The 18,227-nt window shown below is 64.2% G+C and carries 14 protein-coding genes and 1 pseudogene; 7 read left to right on the top strand and 8 right to left on the bottom strand.

What is annotated here, in order from left to right; genetic code table 11:
- Positions 1-85: 85 nt before the first annotated feature.
- From ASF41_RS17035 to ASF41_RS17020, 4 genes are all read right to left on the bottom strand, one after another.
- Positions 86-1,237, bottom strand: coding sequence for a GNAT family N-acetyltransferase (locus ASF41_RS17035; protein ID WP_056495258.1), 1,152 nt, complete (start codon positions 1,235-1,237; stop codon positions 86-88).
- The gene (locus tag ASF41_RS17030; RefSeq protein ID WP_244479692.1) at positions 1,234-2,544 is read right to left on the bottom strand and encodes a lipopolysaccharide biosynthesis protein; all 1,311 of its coding nucleotides are present in this window, start codon (positions 2,542-2,544) and stop codon (positions 1,234-1,236) included. Before ASF41_RS17030 ends, ASF41_RS17035 begins: the two co-directional genes overlap by 4 nt.
- A 129-nt stretch (positions 2,545-2,673) precedes the next feature.
- Positions 2,674-3,633: a GDSL-type esterase/lipase family protein gene (locus tag ASF41_RS17025; protein ID WP_056216546.1), complete on the bottom strand. Its 960-nt coding sequence runs from the start codon at positions 3,631-3,633 to the stop codon at positions 2,674-2,676.
- Positions 3,597-4,691: an OpgC family protein gene (locus ASF41_RS17020; RefSeq protein WP_056495252.1), complete on the bottom strand. Its 1,095-nt coding sequence runs from the start codon at positions 4,689-4,691 to the stop codon at positions 3,597-3,599. Before ASF41_RS17020 ends, ASF41_RS17025 begins: the two co-directional genes overlap by 37 nt.
- 271 nt (positions 4,692-4,962) lie before the next feature.
- Between ASF41_RS17020 and ASF41_RS17015 the strand changes: the two genes are divergently transcribed.
- Both ASF41_RS17015 and ASF41_RS17010 read left to right on the top strand, forming a co-directional pair.
- The gene (locus ASF41_RS17015) at positions 4,963-6,510 is read left to right on the top strand and encodes an ATPase domain-containing protein (protein WP_056495249.1); all 1,548 of its coding nucleotides are present in this window, start codon (positions 4,963-4,965) and stop codon (positions 6,508-6,510) included.
- Complete coding sequence (locus ASF41_RS17010) at positions 6,497-7,537, top strand: sensor histidine kinase (RefSeq protein WP_056277910.1); 1,041 nt, start codon at positions 6,497-6,499, stop codon at positions 7,535-7,537. The genes ASF41_RS17015 and ASF41_RS17010 overlap by 14 nt, the downstream gene beginning before the upstream one ends.
- Positions 7,538-7,573: 36 nt before the next feature.
- Here ASF41_RS17010 and ASF41_RS17005 read toward each other — a convergent pair whose 3' ends face one another.
- A complete protein-coding gene (locus tag ASF41_RS17005) occupies positions 7,574-8,266 on the bottom strand; it encodes a GntR family transcriptional regulator (RefSeq protein ID WP_056216554.1) in 693 nt (230 codons plus the stop codon).
- Positions 8,267-8,895: 629 nt separating this feature from the next.
- Between ASF41_RS17005 and oxc the strand changes: the two genes are divergently transcribed.
- Together oxc and frc are read left to right on the top strand one after the other, a co-directional pair.
- Positions 8,896-10,680: an oxalyl-CoA decarboxylase gene (gene oxc, locus ASF41_RS17000; RefSeq protein WP_244479691.1), complete on the top strand. Its 1,785-nt coding sequence runs from the start codon at positions 8,896-8,898 to the stop codon at positions 10,678-10,680.
- A 194-nt stretch (positions 10,681-10,874) separates the two neighbouring features.
- Entirely contained in the window at positions 10,875-12,149 is a 1,275-nt protein-coding gene (gene frc, locus ASF41_RS16995; RefSeq protein WP_056495246.1) for a formyl-CoA transferase, read from the top strand.
- Positions 12,150-12,508: 359 nt separating this feature from the next.
- Here frc and ASF41_RS16990 read toward each other — a convergent pair whose 3' ends face one another.
- The 3 genes from ASF41_RS16990 to ASF41_RS16980 form a co-directional block, all read right to left on the bottom strand.
- On the bottom strand, positions 12,509-14,356 hold the full coding sequence (locus ASF41_RS16990) for a hypothetical protein (protein WP_082504652.1): 1,848 nt from the start codon (positions 14,354-14,356) through the stop codon (positions 12,509-12,511).
- A gap of 74 nt (positions 14,357-14,430) precedes the next feature.
- Positions 14,431-14,712: a hypothetical protein gene (locus ASF41_RS16985; RefSeq protein WP_056216559.1), complete on the bottom strand. Its 282-nt coding sequence runs from the start codon at positions 14,710-14,712 to the stop codon at positions 14,431-14,433.
- Positions 14,713-14,994: 282 nt separating this feature from the next.
- Entirely contained in the window at positions 14,995-15,402 is a 408-nt protein-coding gene (locus tag ASF41_RS16980; protein WP_056354647.1) for a CBS domain-containing protein, read from the bottom strand.
- Positions 15,403-16,129: 727 nt separating this feature from the next.
- Here ASF41_RS16980 and oxlT point away from each other — a divergent pair.
- From oxlT to ASF41_RS25135, 3 genes and pseudogenes are all read left to right on the top strand, one after another.
- Positions 16,130-17,446, top strand: coding sequence for an oxalate/formate MFS antiporter (gene oxlT / locus ASF41_RS16975; protein WP_056216563.1), 1,317 nt, complete (start codon positions 16,130-16,132; stop codon positions 17,444-17,446).
- A 103-nt stretch (positions 17,447-17,549) separates the two neighbouring features.
- A complete protein-coding gene (locus ASF41_RS16970; RefSeq protein ID WP_056495243.1) occupies positions 17,550-17,870 on the top strand; it encodes a hypothetical protein in 321 nt (106 codons plus the stop codon).
- Between the two features lie 41 nt (positions 17,871-17,911).
- A pseudogene (locus ASF41_RS25135) lies at positions 17,912-18,227 on the top strand (transposase); the annotation flags it as partial.

Here is an 18,227-nt window from a genome sequence, read left to right as displayed (position 1 = left end):
GGTCCTGTCTGGCATGCCGAGGCGGCGCAGTAGCACGGACTCGCCAGGACGTCACAATCCCCGCTCTGCGCCGAGCCCCGCGCCCTCAGCGCCGAAGCAGCCGTCGCGCCTCGCCCCGGGCCGTCTCCTCGAAGCGGGCGAGGCGGAGGCGCCGCTCCAGCCCGATCAGCCCGCGCGCCCTCTCCGGCACGGCGACGATCTCCGCGACGGTGTCGCGCTCGCGGTAGAGGCTCTCCAGGGCCGAACCGGCCAGGGTCGCGGAATCGAGGCGGTCGGCGAACCCCTCCGCATGCAGCGCCCGCACGATCTCGGCCTCCAGGACGAGGCCCGGCGCGAAGGCGCGGGCGGTCTCGTCATAGGCGGTCTTCAAGAGGTAGGCGGTCCCGCCCGCCACCAGGGCGAGGCTGACGGCCAGGGTCGTCCCATCCCGGCTCAGGGTGTCGGCCCGGATGCCCACGGGGCCTCCCTCGGCCCGGAACAGCGCGCGGGCGAAGGCGGCATGCGCCGGGCGGCAGGCCATGGCGGTGCCGGCGGCTCCCTTCCATCCGGCGGTCTCGACGTCGAGGAAACCCTCCACCGCCCGGGCGAGAGCCGGTCCCTGCGTCACGGTCTGAAGGCTCACCACACCGCCCTCGGCGAGGCGGCGCTGCCGGCGTCGCAGATCCTTGAGCCGCGAGGGATGCGGATGCCCGTCGAGGAAGGCGGCGTGATCGGGGCGCCTGTCGAGGACTGGACGGGCGAACCGCGCCACCTCGCCGAGATCCCAGCCGGCCTCCGCCATCGCGGCCATCAGGTCGCGGCCCGGTGCCGCCTCGACCGAGAGCAGCGGCCAGCGCCACGCCCGTCCGCCGGAAGCGGCGGCAAGGCCCTCGACCAGGGCCGCCAGGATCGCGGACCTGTCCGGGCCCTCTGCCACCAGCGGCGCGGACGCGGTGATGAAGGGCGACGCGAACGGCAGCAGCACGGATCGTCCGAGTCCGCAGATATCGTAGGAGCGGCGAAACGGCAGAACCGCCTCCAGGCGCTCCGGCCCGTGCACGACGACGACGCCCATGTCCGACGACGCCAGGCCGCTCGCCAGATGGGCTTGCATCACGTGCCGACCGAAGAAGGGATGCGCCCTCCCCGCCCGGACCGAAAGGTCGTCCCAAGCCGCCGCCTCCCGCCCGAGAGACGCGAGCGACGTGATCGCGTGGGTATAGGCCGGCGCAACCCGCCGGGCGTGAGCGGCACTCATCGACCCCGTCTCCCGAATAGACCGATCCGGACCGGCGTGACCAGGCCATGCACCGCATGGGCCGCCCAGGCCATGGCGGCGGCTCGGACCACGGTCGCGAGCGCCATCGCCAGGGCGGCGCCGATCACCCCGAACACCGGGACCAGTATGAGGCAGAGGCCGCCGGCCAGACCCAGGATGCCGACGGCGACGCCGGCGGCCAGGCGCTCTCCGCCGAGCATGTTGAGCAGGTCCTCACCCGGACCGAAGACGCTGGCGGCGACACTCCCGGCAACGAGGACGGCGAGGATGGGCAGGCTGTCCCGGAATTCGGAGCCGAACAGGCCTAACAGGAGGGGCGCGGCCGCGAGGACGGCGATCCCGATGAGCGTGGTGGCCGCGAGGGTGAGACGCGCCTGCAGGGCGATCAGATCGGCGAGCCGCCCCCGATCCCCGGCCGCATGGGCTGCGGTGAAGCGTTGCGCCGTGGCGGCGGTGGCGGCGAAATGGACGAAGACCACGAATTGCTGGATCCGCGTCGCGGCGAAGTACAGCCCCACCGTGGCCGGTGGGGCGAGCAGGCTCAGCACGACGACGTCGATGAAGCTCGAAGCGGACGTGGCGAGGTCGCTGCCCGCGATCGGCAGGCAGGCGCGGAACCAGCGCCGCCAGGCATAGCGGCGCGGTCCGGTGGGCAGGATCGCCTGAAGGCGCCGCAGCAGCAGGGCCGCCTGGATCGACACCGCGATCCCGGTCGCCACGAGGGTGCACAGGACGGCGACGCGCGCCTCCGCCGGGGCGCCGAATCCCACAGCCGCCAGCATGGCGGCCATGATCAGACCCTGCCGCAGCAGGTACGGGGGCGCGATGGCGAGCACGGCCCAGTTCTGACCGCGGGCCACGCCCTCGCAGTAATCCTGAAGCGCGAAGAGCGGCAGCACCAACGCCGCCACGAGGAGCGGGGCGGCATAGGGCCCCTCCAGCAGGGAGCCCTCGACCCAGACCAGGGCAAGCCCCCCGAGGGCGACGGCCATTGCGCTCGCCAGGGTCACGGTCGTGCCGCCGACAAGGTAGGCGCGGACGGCAGCCAGGTCACCCCGGGCCTGATCCGCCGGAATGAACCGGCAGGCGCCCTGCGACAGGCCGAGGGTGGCCGAATGACCGAGGATCGCGATCCAGACCCAGATCGCTGCGAAGATTCCGTACTCGGTGCCGCCCATCAGGCGCGCCATCAGCACCTGCCCGACATAGGCGAAGCCGGCGGCGCCGATGCGGATCGCGAAGACGTGGATCGCCGCCCCGGCGGCACCACAGCGCAGACGCGTCAACGCGCTCCACGCGCCGGCGGCTCCGATCCTATCCGTCGCTGTGCTCACCGAATGGCCCCCGCCCGATCGACACCGGTGTAGGGCCTACGCCATTGCGGCGCGGTTAAGCCGAGCGGTTAAGGCTTTGGTTCAGGGCCCGGCGGGCGCCGTCGCGGGTAGCTTGGTCCCGGCGGATTCCTTCGGCGGCGCCAACGTCAGGGCGGGTCGCCCGGCGCTGCCCGTCGAGGCCGGATCCGGCTGGAGCAGCGACAGGGTGATCGCGCGGGTGACGTGCTCGGCCATGCAGCGCAGACCGAGATCGTTCAGTCGAAACTGACTGCCCAGGAGATGTCCCTCGCCCTTGTCGTTGCGGCGAGCGAGGTAGCGCATCGCTTCGTAGCGCTGCACCAGGGGCACGCCTTCCCGCAGGGCGACCTCCTGCACCTTGCGCACGAGGCTGGTGTAATAGTCGTCCGAGGCGAGACTCGCGGTGTAGACCGGGCTGACCAGTACGACGTCGATCTCATGCCCCTTGATCCATTGCACGGTCTCGTCGAGGGCCGTGCCGAAGGCATCAAGATCGACCCGGGCGAGGGCATCGTGGGAGCCGACCTGCCAGATGACGAGGTCGGGCTCCACTTCCGCAACCATGCTGCGCAGGCGCTCGCCTGCCCCCGACGCGATCTCGCCTTGCAAACCCCGGCTCTCCACGACCACGTCGACATCCGGTAGGGAGCGCTCCAGGGCGGTCTCCAGCTTGACCGGATACGTGGCGGAGGACCCGAGTCCCATCGTCGAGGCGCCGATGGCGAGCACGCGGACCGGGCGTTTTTCCTTGAGGGCCGCCTTCACCGCGCCGAGGCGGGCCAGGGTATAGAGCTTCGAGCCCGGCACCCGGCATTCTGGCGAGAGGGTCACGTCGACGGCCTCTGCATCCGGCCCCTGACCGGCGGCGACGCTCGGAGGCGACACCACGGTCGGCGGCGGACCTCCCACCTTCGCGGGCTCTTGATGGGGCGCCGGCTCCTGCGCCCGGGCGCTGCCTCCGCCGAGGGGGCAGAGGAGGGCCAGGCTCAAGGCGAGGAGACCCGCGGCTTTCGGGAGCGCCATTCGACGAACCATGCGGTGAAACCCAGTGCGAACAGGCCAGACCCTACGACGAAAACGTCAACAACGACACCGCCGCCAGCCCAGAACCGTATGAGTTGCGCGGCCAGGCTGAGCAGGGAGCCGACAGAGAAGACTGCCAGCGAATTTCGCCCCAGACTGGCGAGGAAGGCCGTGATCCATCCGAGTCGCGGGGCGAGGAATCCGTAGAGCGTCTGGAAAGCGAGGAGCACGCCGAGGAAGTGGATCACCCGCGCCGGGGACAAGTAGGTCTTGTCAAAGGTGAAGACGAGGCGTGGATCGGGAACGAGGAGGGGATCCGGCCTGAGATCGAGCACCGACAGGACGATGCCGGTAAGAACGATGATCACTCCCACCGGGACGAGCCGACGCGACCAGCGCTTCAGCCAGGGGGAGGTCCGACTCCAGTCCTGCATGATGAAGCCGAGAACGAGGAGAAGCTGCCAGCACAGCGGATCGAAGAACCAATCGCCCTCCCCCGGCCAGGACGGCAGGTTCCACTCGAACACCAGGCTTGAGGCATAGAGCGCGAAGGACAAGAGGAGGGCAGCGCTCCGGCTCACGCGCCCGATCAGCACGAAGACGGGTGCGATGCCGAGGAGCGCGACGTAGAGCGGCAGGATGTTGAAGAAGCCCAGTTGGTGCGTCAACAGCACGAAGCCGACCATGGTTTGGATCGGATCGGCGAAGAAGCCTCCAGCATTGTGCCATTCGAGCAGCAACGGGTTATCGAGCACAAGGGCCGTGCCGGCAATCATGCCGAGGGCGAGGGCCATCGTGGTGATCTGAGCGCGGTAGACTTCGATGGTGCGCGACATCAGCCGCAGCACGGTCTTCAGCCGCGGCTCGGGGCTCCCATCACGATTGCGCGTGGCGATTCCGATCGACCAGCCGGCCAGGAAGACAAACAGCTCAGCCGCATCGGAGATGCTGTACTGCGAATAGGTGTAGCGCTCGAAAGTGTTGCCGGGAATGTGATTCACGAAGATCGTGACGAGGGCCAGACCCCGCCAGAAATCCACCGCGTTCGGTTCGCGCATCGGGGATCCGCACTCCGGTAGCTCGAAAGGACAGATGCGAGGCGGGCAGTATCTCGCGGCCGCGCGGCAAGGGCCGGCCCTGATACGGTGCCCTCGCGGTTCTGCAAAGGGCAACCTTCGGCGGCGATGACCGGAGGCCGAACTCGTCCTGCACGGAGGGCACGGCGGGCGCTCGGCGAGGCGCATACCCCGGCGGTGTGGCATAAATACCGGCGACGCCGAGGGGTCCCCCACCTATGGTGGATCCGATTTTCACGTTGCGGATTCATCCATGCAGACCCCCGTCGCCGGCGACGCCGCGCCGATCCCGACCGGCGTGCCAGGCCTCGACGAGATTCTCCACGGCGGCTATGCGGCCCAGCGGGCTCATCTCATCGAGGGGCGGCCGGGCAGTGGCAAGACCACCCTCGGACTGCAATTTCTCCTCGACGGTGTAAATCGGGGCGAGCGGGGCCTCTATATCACCCTTTCGGAGAGCCGGCGCGAACTCCTCTCGGTGGCCGAGCGCCATGGCTGGTCCCTGGACGGCGTCGAGATCTACGAATTGGTGCCGCCGGAGCTCAGCCTGGATTCGGAGCAGCAGCAGACCCTCATCCACTCGTCCGACCTCGAACTCGGCGAAACGGTCCGGATGGCGCTGGCCGAGATCGAGCGCGTGAACCCGGTCCGGGTGGTGTTCGACAGCCTGTCGGAGATCCGCTTGCTGTCGCAGGGCTCCCTGCGCTACCGGCGGCAGGTGTTGGCGCTTAAGAGCTATTTCCTGCTCAACAACGCCACCGTGCTGATGCTCGACGATCTGAGCTCCGAGGATGAAGACCTCAACCTGCACTCGATCAGCCACGCGGTCCTGCGCCTGGAACAAGTGACGCCGACCTACGGCGCTGCGCGCCGCCGGCTCCACATCATCAAGATGCGCGGCACCCCCTACGAGAGTGGCTACCACGACTTCGTGCTGAAGCGGGGTGGGGTTCGGATCTTCCCTCGCCTTGTGGCCGCCGATCACCATGCCGAGTTCGAGCCTGGGACGGTCGCCTGCGGGGTTCCTGAGCTGGACGCGGTCCTCGGCGGCGGCCTGGACCGGGGTACCACGAACCTCATCATCGGCCCTTCGGGCGCCGGCAAGTCGACCCTGGCGCTCGGTTACCTGATGGCCGCCCTCGATCGCGGCGAACATGGGCTGATCATCAGCTTCGACGAGACCTCCGGCATCCTCCAGCGGCGGGCTACGGGAATCGGCTTCGCGATCGGCCCCCACATCCAATCCGGACGCCTGCGGATCGAACAGATGGACCCGGCCGATATCTCGGCGGGCGATTTCGCCGGGCGGATCCGCGATGCGGTCGAGACCGATGGGGCGCGCGTCGTAGTGATCGACAGCCTCACGGGCTACATGAGCGCCATGAGCGGGCAGCCGCACCTAGTGCTGCAGATGCACGAGATGACGACCTACCTGAACCAGCAGGGCGTGGTGACGATCCTAGTGCTGGCCCAGCACGGGATGGTGGGACGGATGGAGGCGCCGGTCGATCTCACTTATGTCAGCGACACGGTGGTGATGCTCCGCTTCTTTGAGGCGGGCGGCCACGTACGCCGCGCCCTCTCAGTGCTGAAGAAGCGCACCGGCCCGCACGAGAATACCATCCGAGAGTTCAGAATCGATTCGCAGGGGCTCCGGGTGGGGGCCGTGCTCAAGGATTTCCGCGGCGTGCTCACCGGCGTGCCAACCTTCGAGGGGAAGCACGCCGATCTTCTTGATGACCGGCCCGTTGCGTCGGCAAAGATCACCGACAGTCAAACCGGCTCCCATGGCGCAGCCTGATCCCATCGCGCTGATCCTGGCGCCGAGCGGACGGGACGCGCGCATCGCTGCAGCGATTCTGGCTGAGGTCGGCATCGATTCACGGATCAAGGCGAACTTGGCGGACCTTGTGGCAGACCTCGATGTCGCGGCCTGCGCGGTGATCACCGAAGAGGCGCTCCTGCGCTCAGACCGACGGGCGATCGCCGAATGGTCGGAGCGCCAGCCCCCCTGGTCCGACTTTCCCTTTATCCTGCTCAGTCATCGCGGCGCCTCACCCGACGAACGCTTGAACGGCCTGCTCGGCAATGTGACCTTGCTGGAGCGGCCGTTCCATCCGGCGGTACTCGCCAACGCAGTGCGTTCGGCCCTGCGCGCCCGGCGCCGGCAGTGGGAGGTAGCGGCTCATCTGGACGAGCGCCAGAAGACTCATGAGCGCCAAGCCCTACTGATTCGAGAGCTTCATCATCGTGTGAAGAACACCCTCGCCACGGTACAGGGCCTGCTCGGCGCGACCGCGCGGTCCACCCACGATGTCGAGACGTTCTACCAATCGTTCTCCAACCGGATCGTCTCCCTGGGCAAGACCCACACACTCCTCACGGAGGATTATTGGCAGACGGCCCCACTGCACGAGCTGCTTGAGAACGAGCTGAGCCCCTACAATGACGCCAAGAGCCAGCGCATCCGCCTCCAGGGACCGATGATCGAGTTGGCGGCCGACCTCGCCGTCCCGACCGGGATGGCGTTCCATGAACTGACCACGAACGCGGCCAAGCACGGAGCCCTCTCCGAACCGGGTGGCCGGATCTTTGTCAGATGGGATGTCGTAGCGGGTGAGGCCGGACGGCGCCTGACCCTCGACTGGACGGAGTCAGGAGGGCCGGTGGTGACACCACCGCAGCGCAAGGGCTTCGGCTCGACTCTGCTCCAGCGGGTTCTGGCACAGCAATGCAACGCCGCCGTAACCATCGACTATGCAGAGAGCGGACTGCGCTTCCACATGGAAGCGCCGCTGCCGGAGGAACGGCTGGTCCCGAGCTACTGAGGAACCGCCGTCCGCGGGACCGCCGTCCCGACGCATTCAGTCGAGGTAGTCTCCGTACTTCTCGACGTGGCGGGCGAGGCCCAGGCCGTGCTCGCGCACGAGACGTTCGGCGCGCTCCGCATCCCGTGCTTCCAGAGCCTGAATGATCTCGACATGCTCCTTGATTGAGTTCGCCGCCCGGTCGCCCTGGCGCAGGGCCGTGTTCCGGATTCCGCGAACATGCATCAGCAGATTGCTGGTGATGTCTTTGATCACCTCGCAGCCGCCGAGCGAAATGATCTTCTGATGGAACCGGATGTTCGCATCCGAGTACTCGTCCATGTGATCGGTCGGGCGCCCCTCATAGAATTCGGGGAAATGAATACGCAGGCAGCCGAGTTGCTCGTCGGTGGCATGCTCACAAGCGAGCCGGGCAGCCATGCTCTCCAGGGCCGACCAAGCCTGGATCATCGCCACGATCTCCTTCTTCGACTTCTTGATCACGAAGACACCACGACGTGCTTCGAACCGGACGAACCCCTCCTGCTCCAGGACCGTGAGGGCTTCGCGGACCGGGGTGCGGCTGACGCCGAGATCCTGAGACAGCTTGCGCTCGTCGAGCCGGACCTCGTCGCGCTGGCTGTAGATGTTCATGTTGGTGATGGCTTCCTTCAGCGCATCGTAGGCAAGCGCACGCAAGCTCGACGTCGCGGCGAGCGGCTTGATCTGAAAGGTCGTGGACTCAACCATGCTTACACCTGGAACGATCGCTAGGACGCTGACGCGACGTCAATTTGATTAGGAACATGCCGAACCCGCTTCCGGAACACAAGGAAACCTTGGCGATTGAGCCGGGACACGATCTGAATATCCCCCCTGCAACAACAACATAGCTACGTCGACTCACCAAGGCGTGACGACGAACGGTTGCTCGTATTCCCGAAGCAATGATTTTCCCATTCGGGGGCCGCCTCGGAGGTGCTGCCGCTGATGACCGATCCCGGGCGCGAGCGATCCGGTCAGATCCGGTTTGACACTTGGTATTTGGTATGCCACCATTCTTGGACTGACAACCGGCCGGTCGCGATTGGCAGCACTGCACCTAACACAATCCTCGAACCGGATCATCGCCCAGCGTACAATTATGCGAAGTGATCGATCGGCTGAAGACTGATTTACTCACGATTATACGCCTCATGGCTATATGAGTTGTCGAGAAATCCGACTGTGAGCCGCAGAGATCGTTGCGATCTGACTGATGCCTCGGCCGAAAACTCCGATCATTCCGGATTAAATTTAGTCCGACGCCCACCTCAAACGTTCGAAGACACTCAAAAATAGCGCGCCACCCAACAAGAAGCGCCCCAACTGGAGGAAACATGATGGATAGAACCGCTGGCTCCGAATCCCCGCAGGCCGTCCATGACGTCGCCACCGGCGTTGGTGTCACGTCCGATCATGCGGGCGAGCAGATCGACGGCTTCCACCTCGTCATCGATGCCCTGAAGCTCAACGGCATCACCAACATCTATGGCGTGCCCGGCATTCCAATCACGGATCTCGGCCGCCTCGCGCAGGCCGCCGGTATGCGCGTCATCTCCTTCCGCCATGAGCAACACGCCGGAAACGCCGCCGCGATCGCGGGCTTCCTCACCAAGAAGCCAGGTATCTGCCTCACCGTTTCCGCCCCGGGCTTCCTCAACGGCCTGACGGCGCTGGCCAACGCGACCACGAACTGCTTCCCGATGATCCTGATCTCGGGCTCCTCCGAGCGCGAGATCGTCGACCTGCAGCAGGGCGACTACGAGGAGATGGACCAACTCGCTATCGCCAAACCCCTGTGCAAGGCCGCATTCCGCGTGCTGCACGCCTGCGATATCGGCATCGCGGTCGCCCGCGCCATCCGCGCCGCGGTTTCCGGCCGTCCGGGTGGCGTCTACCTCGATCTGCCCGCTAAGCTGTTCAGCCAGGTCATGGATGCCGAGGCGGGCACCAAGTCACTGGTCAAGGTGATCGACGCGGCCCCCGCGCAGCTACCGGCCCCGGCAGCCATCACCCGTGCCCTCGACGTGCTAAAGAGCGCCAAGCGTCCGCTCATCGTCCTCGGCAAGGGAGCCGCATACGCCCAGGCCGACGAGGAGATCCGCAACCTCGTCGAGCGCAGCGGCATCCCCTATGTGCCGATGAGCATGGCCAAAGGCCTCCTCCCCGACACCCATCCGCAATCGGCCGGTGCGGCACGCTCCCTCGTCCTCAAGGAAGCCGACGTGGTCCTCCTGGTCGGCGCGCGCCTGAACTGGCTGCTCTCGCACGGCAAGGGCAAGACCTGGGGCGCCCCGGGCTCGAAGAAGTTCATCCAGATCGACATCGAGCCGAAGGAAATGGATTCGAACGTCGAGATCGTTGCCCCGGTGGTCGGCGACATCGGCTCCTGCGTCACCGCCCTCCTCGACGGCATGGGCCAGAACTGGCAGGCGCCCCCGACGGCCTGGACCGACGCGATCCGGACCAAGAAGGAGGAGAACCTCGCCAAGATGGCCTCGAAGCTGAAGAAGAACTCGGCTCCGATGGACTTCCACGGAGCGCTAGGCGCGCTCCGGACCATCATCAAGGAGCGGCCCGACGCGATCCTCGTCAACGAGGGCGCCAACACCCTCGATCTCGCCCGCGGTATCATCGACATGTATCAGCCGCGCAAGCGCCTGGACGTCGGCACCTGGGGCATCATGGGCATCGGCATGGGGTTCGCCGTGGCTGCCGCCGTCGAGACCGGCAAGCCGGTCCTGGCGGTGGAGGGCGACAGCGCTTTCGGCTTCTCCGGAATGGAGGTCGAGACGATCTGCCGGTACGACCTGCCGGTCTGCATCGTGGTCTTCAACAACAACGGCATCTATCGCGGCACGGACACCGACCCCACCGGCCGCGATCCAGGCACCACGGTGTTCGTAAAGGACTCGCGCTACGACAAGATGATGGAGGCCTTCGGCGGCATCGGCGTCCACGTCACAACCCCGGACGAACTGTCCCAGGCCGTCAACGCCGCGATGGACTCGGGCAAGCCCACCCTGATCAATGCGGTGATTGACCCGAGCGCCGGCACCGAGAGCGGCAACATCGGGAGCCTGAACCCGACGAGCACGGTGGTCCGCAAGAAAACCGCCTGAGGCGCGAGACCTCGCCCTCCCCGGAGACGACTCCGTCTCCGGGGACACGACACGCGCAGGCGGCCTCCCGGTGGGCCGTCTCGCATGCTCCGAATATCGTGGTATCGGCACCGTGCTGCAGGAGAGCATCCTCCACCCGCCGTCGCCCGAACGGATGTCCGTGCTGACGTCTCCCGGATAGGTGAGCCTGTGCCATGAAAGCCCTCGAAGGCGTCAAGATCCTCGACTTCACGCACGTCCAGTCGGGCCCGACCTGCACGCAGTTGCTAGCCTGGTTCGGTGCCGACGTGATCAAGGTCGAGCGGCCGGGCGTGGGCGATGCGACGCGCCAGCAGCTCCAAGACATTCCAGATGTAGACAGCCTCTACTTCACGATGCTGAACCACAACAAGCGCTCGATCACCCTCGACACCAAGAATCCGAAGGGCATCGAGGTGCTGTGGCGCCTGATCGGCGAGTGCGATGTCCTGGTCGAGAACTTCGCTCCCGGCGCGCTCGCCCGGATGGGCCTGACCTGGGAGGCGATCCACGCCGCCAACCCACGCATGATCCTCGCCTCGGTGAAGGGGTTCGGCCCCGGCGCCTACGAGAACTGCAAGGTCTATGAGAACGTGGCGCAATGCGTCGGCGGCGCTGCATCGACCACGGGGTTCCGCACCGACATCCCGATGGTGACCGGCGCGCAGATCGGTGATTCCGGCACCGGCCTCCACTTGGCACTGGGCATCGTCACCGCTCTGTACCACCGCACCCAGACCGACCTCGGCCAGCGGGTCGACTGCGCCATGCAGGACGGGGTGCTCAACCTCTGCCGGGTCAAACTGCGCGACCAGCAACGCCTAGAGCGTGGCCCCCTGCCGGAATACAGCCAGTTCGGCGAAGGCATTCCGTTCGGCGGCTCGGTGCCGCGCGCCGGCAATGATTCCGGGGGCGGCCAGCCAGGCCGGATCCTCAAGTGCAGAGGTTGGGAGACCGACCCGAACGCCTACATCTACTTCATCACCCAGGGCGCGGTCTGGTCGCAGATCTGCGACGTCATCGGCGAACCCGCCTGGGCGACACATCCCGACTATGCCACACCGAAGGCTCGCCTGCCGCACCTGAACGAGATCTTCACCCGCATCGAATCTTGGACGATGTCGAAGACCAAGTTCGAGGCGATGGAGATCCTCAATGCGCTGCATGTGCCATGCGGGCCGATCCTCTCCATGAAGGAGATCGCGGAGGACGAGTCCCTGCGTAGATCCGGTACGGTCGTAGAGGTCGATCACCCCACCCGTGGCAAGTACCTCACTGTGGGCAACCCCATCCGACTCTCGGCCAGCAATACCGAGATCACGCGATCTCCGCTGTTGGGCGAGCACACCGAAGAGATTTTGACCGAGGTCCTCGGATACTCTGAAGCCGAACGTCTTGAGATTGCCGAGTCCGGGGCCATCGGCGTCGTCCAGAGGATCGCCGCCGAATAGGCAGTCTCCTCAACTCGACCTCTCTTCTCCCAACTTGCGCGGCCTCGATCCCTCGACGCCGCGCTTCCCTTTAGAAGGATCATTTATCCGTCTCAACCGCAAACAGCAAAGCACCGTTTCTGTTTCCGACGACGACTTCATTGTGTCTTTCGACGGAACTTCTGTCTTGTGACAGCCAGTCAGCGACCTTGATCACGCGTCCGACCTGCAGAGCCATATGGACGAGGATCGTGACAAGAAAGGATGCGAGCACGGACAGTGTTTCAAAAACATATAGTGGCGCAACATTTCCTGTTGCATCGCAAATTCACAGTGGTAGCTAGAGATCTTTCGCCCAATCCGCACCGTCGTATCTGCTCTCACGTCAAACGCCTCAGCGTTGTTTTCTCGCCCCAGGCTCCGAGGGTGCACGCTCCACTCACCTGCAGAGCTTCACTGGATCCTTCATTTGCTTCCGCTTGCCTGATGACCCCAAGGCCTGTCAGGACTCGGTGAACGACCGGGTCGGCTTCAGCCAACGTCGGCACGAGACTGGTAAGGCGCCCGCTGTCGAGGCGCGCGAGGACACGGCCTGTGGCGTGATCGGCAAAGCGAATGGTGGTCATCCGGCGCAGGCAATCGCGCAGGAAACGCATCTCCCCTGGCGCATCCCGGGGTGGAACGCCGCGATAGACCGCCTCGGGATTGCGGGCCTGAATGTTGATGGCCTGATACCGATCGATGTCGAGCAAGACCTGAACGTCAAGAATGTTCATCACGCCATTCGCACCAAAAGCGACGGTCCGCGGAAGGCAACCCTCGGGTACACCGTTGTCCAGGAACTCGAAATGCACCTCCTTGTCCGGCCGCAACACCCAGGTGAAGAACAACCGCGGCATGCCTGTGTAAGCTTCGACATTGTGCGCCAGTAGGTCTTCCACCGCCTTGTAGCGACCGAACTGTTCGCCACGTTTCCAAGCCCGCTCGACAGTGGCATCCGGCGGCGTGATCATGAACTGCATGTAGACTTGGCGCCCGAAGCGCGTGAGGAGCTGGCTCCCAAGTTCGGTACCGGGATTGACTGCAAAACTGTCAAAGCGGAAGCGGTCGATGACGAGATGGGAGATCCGGCCAGCCTCAGCCTTCCGCGCCATGTAGCCATCGAGCTTGCGGTCGATGATCTCGACCTCGTGTCCTGTCAACGGCCCGGCATAGCGCCGCGCTGACCCGAGACTGTCGTAATCCAACAGGAACTTACGCCAGACATCAGGCGTGATGAGGGCGAAGTCGGACCAATTCAATTCCAGGGTCTCGACCAGAGCGCGCTGATAGGGACGGATGGTACTCTTGCCTGAGGCGGACGAGCCCTTCACGTTCAGGATGACAGGAGTGTCCTGCGGCTTAAGGCGCACGTAACCGCGCTTCGCCACCACTGCCTGCATCCAGGGCTCAATCAGCGCGCCCAGGGCAAGACTACCATAGCCGTTCGATACGAGCGTGACGGCAAGCCTTCCGAGCAGTGACGGGTCACGGATGAGAAAGCCACGTCGACCGATCAGACTCTCAACGACGCAACGCAGCGCGGCGCAGGCCGCCACGGCGAGAGCATCCTCTGCCGCGGCGACCCGCGCATGCCAGGCGTCAAGGTGATGCCAGACCTGATGTATAGGGTCCCGGCCAACGCAAGCAGAGCCGGAAAGTTTTGAGCTTTTCCGTCCGGTGCGGTGAGGCCAGAAACGACGCCAGAGAGCACCGCGCGGTGGCCACCCCTCGGCGGTGTGAAGGTACTCGCCCAATATTTTGTCGATCTGGCCATCGAGAAGTTCCGCGGCTGCGACTCGGATCTCCGCATGTCGCGCGGCGATCTCTCTGCCATGTTCGGCAATACCCTCGTTCAGGATGGCAGAGACGATAGCGCGAAAATTTACCCCGAGATCGCCGTACGTCTGGCCGACCGGAACGGAAAGATCAGCCATGACGCGGATCAAAACTTCGTGGACCACCAGCCGCTCAGGCCGGAAGCAGACAAGCGATGTCAATGGCAGACCACTGACATCGCTTAACTCATAGGCATCGTTGAGGGAGGTCTCGACGTTTTCCTCGCGGAAAACGGTAGCTAAGGGCAGGAGCGCGCGCGGAAGGCTCGACTCGATACCCGGGCTCCAGGGCCCGTAACAGTCCGGATCGGCGCCGTCGCTTGCCGGACTCGCCAAGGCATGGATGGTCATGCCAGTAGACTTTGCATTCTGTGATGGTCCGAACGCACGAGATTCGAGCCCAGACCCCAATCCACCGCGGGTGCTCAAACGGCCTGCGGTTCCTCAATGACCTCCAGGCGAAGCTGGTACTCTTCTCCCCAAAGCTCCCCAGCTTTCTGGTACCACGCCGCATCGAAATACTCGCGACAGAGTACCTCGCCTGTCCAAATGCAGACAGCGATCAGGCGACCGTCAATCACCTTGACGTGGCGACTGATCAGGCCGTTCGTGATACCAGTCGAGGGACACATGTCGATACTGGTCATCCCGTAGCTGTTCTCGCCGCTGAAGATTACCGGGCAGTCGAGGATTGCCAGGAAACGCATGGGGATCACTCCTTTATTTTCTTCACCACCGACGATGGCAGATTGCAGAGGCGCCGAGCGGTGATGCGCGCCGGCATGCAAACGCCAGCCTTGCCTTGCCCTACCCGTCGTCGAGCGAGCTTAAAAATGTGTATTTAAACGCATCAAGCGTCAAGTTCTGTGCATTGTTGAAGGATCTGCGATCAATCCAACCGCTTTTGCATCGCACGATTTTGTATCAATCTGTGTAATTCTTGAACATCACCAAGGGGATCGGGTCCGACCCCACCTCGGACGCTGCGATTATACAGTCGAAGCGTGTGATGCATCTACAACACAATCCCAGATACTCTGAATCGAATGAAGGCACATTCCATTCATGATCGCGATATGGTTGGTCTTATGTGTGCAAAACAGTTGCAACCGATCGGCGAGCGGCGTCCGAACGTCGGCGGAGACGAACTCCGGCGTAGTCAGCATCCAAACCAAGCTGTCGAGCGTCTCCAGGCCCTCCCTGGCCATTACGCGAAAGATCTCACGATCGCTCAGTATTCCGATAAATGAACCAGTGTCGTCGCATGGGCCGTCAACGACAATTAGCGCATCAACGTCTGGAGCGGCTAGAAGCCGAATTGCTTCCCGCACAGAACGATCCATACGAATATAGCGCACGCGGGAGGCTTCACTGCCAAGCTTCTGGCGCGCGCTCATGGCACCGCTCCTCTGATCTTATGGCATTTTTCACTCGCGAGCCTGGTATACAAAATATTTTCTGTCAATGAGTGGGGCGAAATATCATGCCGGAATGAGAGACAGATCTGCTGCTTTGTCGTTTCAAACACGCGAACCGGCTTTGAAGAATCTTCCCCGCCTGGATGGCAAACAACAGTTTTCGCCTATCTGCTTGCTGCACTGCGTCATCGCGCACCCGTCCCCAGTGCAGGACCGCAACTAAAACGCTTGGGACATCACACAATGCTCACGTGCGGATGCGCCGCCAGCATGTGCTTCGACCGGCACTATTGCGCATTAGGCGGCGAGGTAACTTCCTCTGCACATAAGCTTATCCGGCATCTGGGTATCGTCGGATAAGGATTCTTGCGTTTCGACGAGACGACACGCTGAGGTATCGCCGGGATTCAAATATCGTCTGCGCTCAGATCGCTGGTGCCCGTGCAAAGCAAGCAGATCGACCGCCTGGAAACACTAAGAGCGATCTCGCGGATGGAGCGAAACTACCAGCATTTGGCCGTCACGCTGCAGTGCGGGATCGATTTCTCGGCAACCAACTCTTGACGATTGGTTCGCAGAGAGAGAGGCTGGTATTCCACATACCAAGCCGGCGATAAGTCCGGCGGTCAACGGCCCCTACGCTCAGCATCGGACGAAGAGCCGATCGCGTATCTCGTTTCATCAAGAGCCTATCGGAGGAAAAGCCATGTCGAGGGTGGAAACTACAACCGAGCACGTATCCGACAGTTATCGATGGGGTCAGCTCGTCATCGGCGTCATCTGCATGGTGATGATTGCCAATCTGCAATACGGCTGGACATTCTTCGTCCCCGACATTCAAAAAAAATTCGGATTTGATCGCGCCGCGATCCAATGGGCATTTACCCTGTTCGTGTTGTTTGAGACTTGGCTCGTTCCGGTCGAAGGCTGGTTCGTCGACAAGTACGGCCCACGGGTCGTAGTCCTATTCGGTGGTCTCCTTTGCGGGATCGGCTGGGTGATCAACTCCTATGCCAGCACCCTGAACATGTTCTATCTTGGCCAAGTCGTCGCCGGCATCGGCGCGGGCGCGGTCTATGGCACCTGTGTCGGCAGCGCCCTGAAATGGTTCCCGGACAAGCGTGGTCTCGCCGCCGGCATCATCGCCGCGGGGTTCGGTGCCGGCTCAGCCCTCACCGTCGCGCCGATCCAGTGGATGATCGCCGATCATGGTTTCCAGGCGGCGTTCTTCAACTTCGGCATCGGCCAGGGCCTCGTGGTCGCTGTGTTGGCTTTCTTTTTCACCTCGCCGAAGAAGGGGCAAGTTCCGGACGCCGTCGCGAACACCAACGTCATCCAGACCCGGCGCAACTACACCCCCGGTGAAGTCGCTCGGCAGCCGATCTTTTGGCTGATGTACTTCATGTTCGTTATCGTGGGCGCAGGCGGCTTGATGATCACCGCCAACCTCAAGCCCATCGCTGCAGATATCGGCGTCGACAAGGTGCCGGTCACGATTATGGGCATCACCATGGTCGCCATCACCTTCGCAGCCACCATCGACCGCGTACTTAATGGCTTGACCCGCCCGTTCTTCGGCTGGGTCTCGGATAAGATTGGTCGCGAGAATACCATGTTCGTCGCCTTCGCCATGGAAGGCTTCGGCATCTACATGCTCTACCTCTGGGGCCATGACCCCCTGTGGTTCGTGCTGCTCTCCGGCTTCGTGTTCTTCGCCTGGGGCGAGATCTACTCCCTCTTCCCCTCGACCTGCACAGATACCTTCGGTACGAAGTTCGCTGCGACCAATGCGGGCCTGCTCTACACCGCGAAAGGCACCGCCGCGCTCCTGGTTCCGGTAGCGAACTATCTGCAGCAGGCGACCAACAGCTGGGACGGCGTCTTCCTGGTCGCCGCCGGCGCCAACATCCTCGCCTCGCTCCTCGCCATCGCGGTACTGAAGCCCTGGCGTAAGCGCGTGGTGGCGCAGGCGCTCGCTGTCTCCGACGAGACTAAGCCAGCCCCCCGCATCGTCGCGGCCTGACAGCCCAACCGAAGCGCCGAAGAAAGAGCCGCGGGGGCCGGACGCCAAGTCCTGGCCTCCGCGCCCGTTTCAGCCCACCCGATCGTCTCGCAGGAGATCTCCGATGCCGCCGACCTGGCGCCCGATGCAGACGGCCCCGCAGATCGTCAACCGGATTTGGCTCAACCACCTGACCCTAGGCCCGATTCTTGCGGAAGGCCTCCCCGGCCGCTGGTACTCTCCGAGCGCGACGCGTCAGGTCTGGCGCTGGTACCGCCCGGCCGAGCCGAACGCCCTGGAGCCCTTCAGCGGCTGGCTGCCCTACGATGCGCTCGCAGCGAACGGGATTGACGGCACCACGACGATGGACGATCCAAAGGACCGCTTCGCCATGTCATCCCACTTCGCGGGGCAGCAAGACAAGCCCGCATCCCTCAGGGTGTAGGTCGCGCGTGCGATGACAATACGGTCGGCGATGTATGAGACTTCCCCGACCGTCTGGCGGACATCGCGCAGGCTGTCGGCGGCAAGCCGGTAGAAGTCTGGTTCTGTGACGAGGCCCGTGTCGGCCAGAAGAACACCCTGACCCGACGCKGGGCCAAGGGCGGAACGCGACCCTCGGCCCCCAAGGACCAGCGCACGGCYTCGGCCTACATCTTCGGGGCGATCTGCCCGGCCCGGGGCGTCGGGGCAGGCTTGGTCATGCCCCGCTGCACCACGTCAGCGATGGCCCATCATCTCGAAGAGATTTCGGCGACCGTGGCTCCTGGCGCCCACGCCGTCCTCCTGCTCGATCAAGCCG

Origin of the sequence: Methylobacterium sp. Leaf111 (genome assembly GCF_001423285.1) — a bacterium.
Taxonomy (GTDB): domain Bacteria; phylum Pseudomonadota; class Alphaproteobacteria; order Rhizobiales; family Beijerinckiaceae; genus Methylobacterium.
This window is presented reverse-complemented; position numbering and strand designations above follow the sequence as displayed.

What these genes read in the sequence shown, in the direction of transcription:
- oxc (WP_244479691.1), top strand. Translation starts at nt 8,896, where the DNA reads ATGATGGATAGAACCGCTGGCTCCGAATCCCCGCAGGCCGTCCATGAC.
- ASF41_RS17010 (WP_056277910.1), top strand. Translation starts at nt 6,497, where the DNA reads ATGGCGCAGCCTGATCCCATCGCGCTGATCCTGGCGCCGAGCGGACGG.
- ASF41_RS17035 (WP_056495258.1), bottom strand. Translation starts at nt 1,237, where the DNA reads ATGAGTGCCGCTCACGCCCGGCGGGTTGCGCCGGCCTATACCCACGCG.
- ASF41_RS17020 (WP_056495252.1), bottom strand. Translation starts at nt 4,691, where the DNA reads ATGCGCGAACCGAACGCGGTGGATTTCTGGCGGGGTCTGGCCCTCGTC.
- ASF41_RS16990 (WP_082504652.1), bottom strand. Translation starts at nt 14,356, where the DNA reads ATGACCATCCATGCCTTGGCGAGTCCGGCAAGCGACGGCGCCGATCCG.
- oxlT (WP_056216563.1), top strand. Translation starts at nt 16,130, where the DNA reads ATGTCGAGGGTGGAAACTACAACCGAGCACGTATCCGACAGTTATCGA.
- frc (WP_056495246.1), top strand. Translation starts at nt 10,875, where the DNA reads ATGAAAGCCCTCGAAGGCGTCAAGATCCTCGACTTCACGCACGTCCAG.
- ASF41_RS16980 (WP_056354647.1), bottom strand. Translation starts at nt 15,402, where the DNA reads ATGAGCGCGCGCCAGAAGCTTGGCAGTGAAGCCTCCCGCGTGCGCTAT.
- ASF41_RS17005 (WP_056216554.1), bottom strand. Translation starts at nt 8,266, where the DNA reads ATGGTTGAGTCCACGACCTTTCAGATCAAGCCGCTCGCCGCGACGTCG.
- ASF41_RS16970 (WP_056495243.1), top strand. Translation starts at nt 17,550, where the DNA reads ATGCCGCCGACCTGGCGCCCGATGCAGACGGCCCCGCAGATCGTCAAC.
- ASF41_RS17025 (WP_056216546.1), bottom strand. Translation starts at nt 3,633, where the DNA reads ATGGCGCTCCCGAAAGCCGCGGGTCTCCTCGCCTTGAGCCTGGCCCTC.
- ASF41_RS16985 (WP_056216559.1), bottom strand. Translation starts at nt 14,712, where the DNA reads ATGCGTTTCCTGGCAATCCTCGACTGCCCGGTAATCTTCAGCGGCGAG.
- ASF41_RS17015 (WP_056495249.1), top strand. Translation starts at nt 4,963, where the DNA reads ATGCAGACCCCCGTCGCCGGCGACGCCGCGCCGATCCCGACCGGCGTG.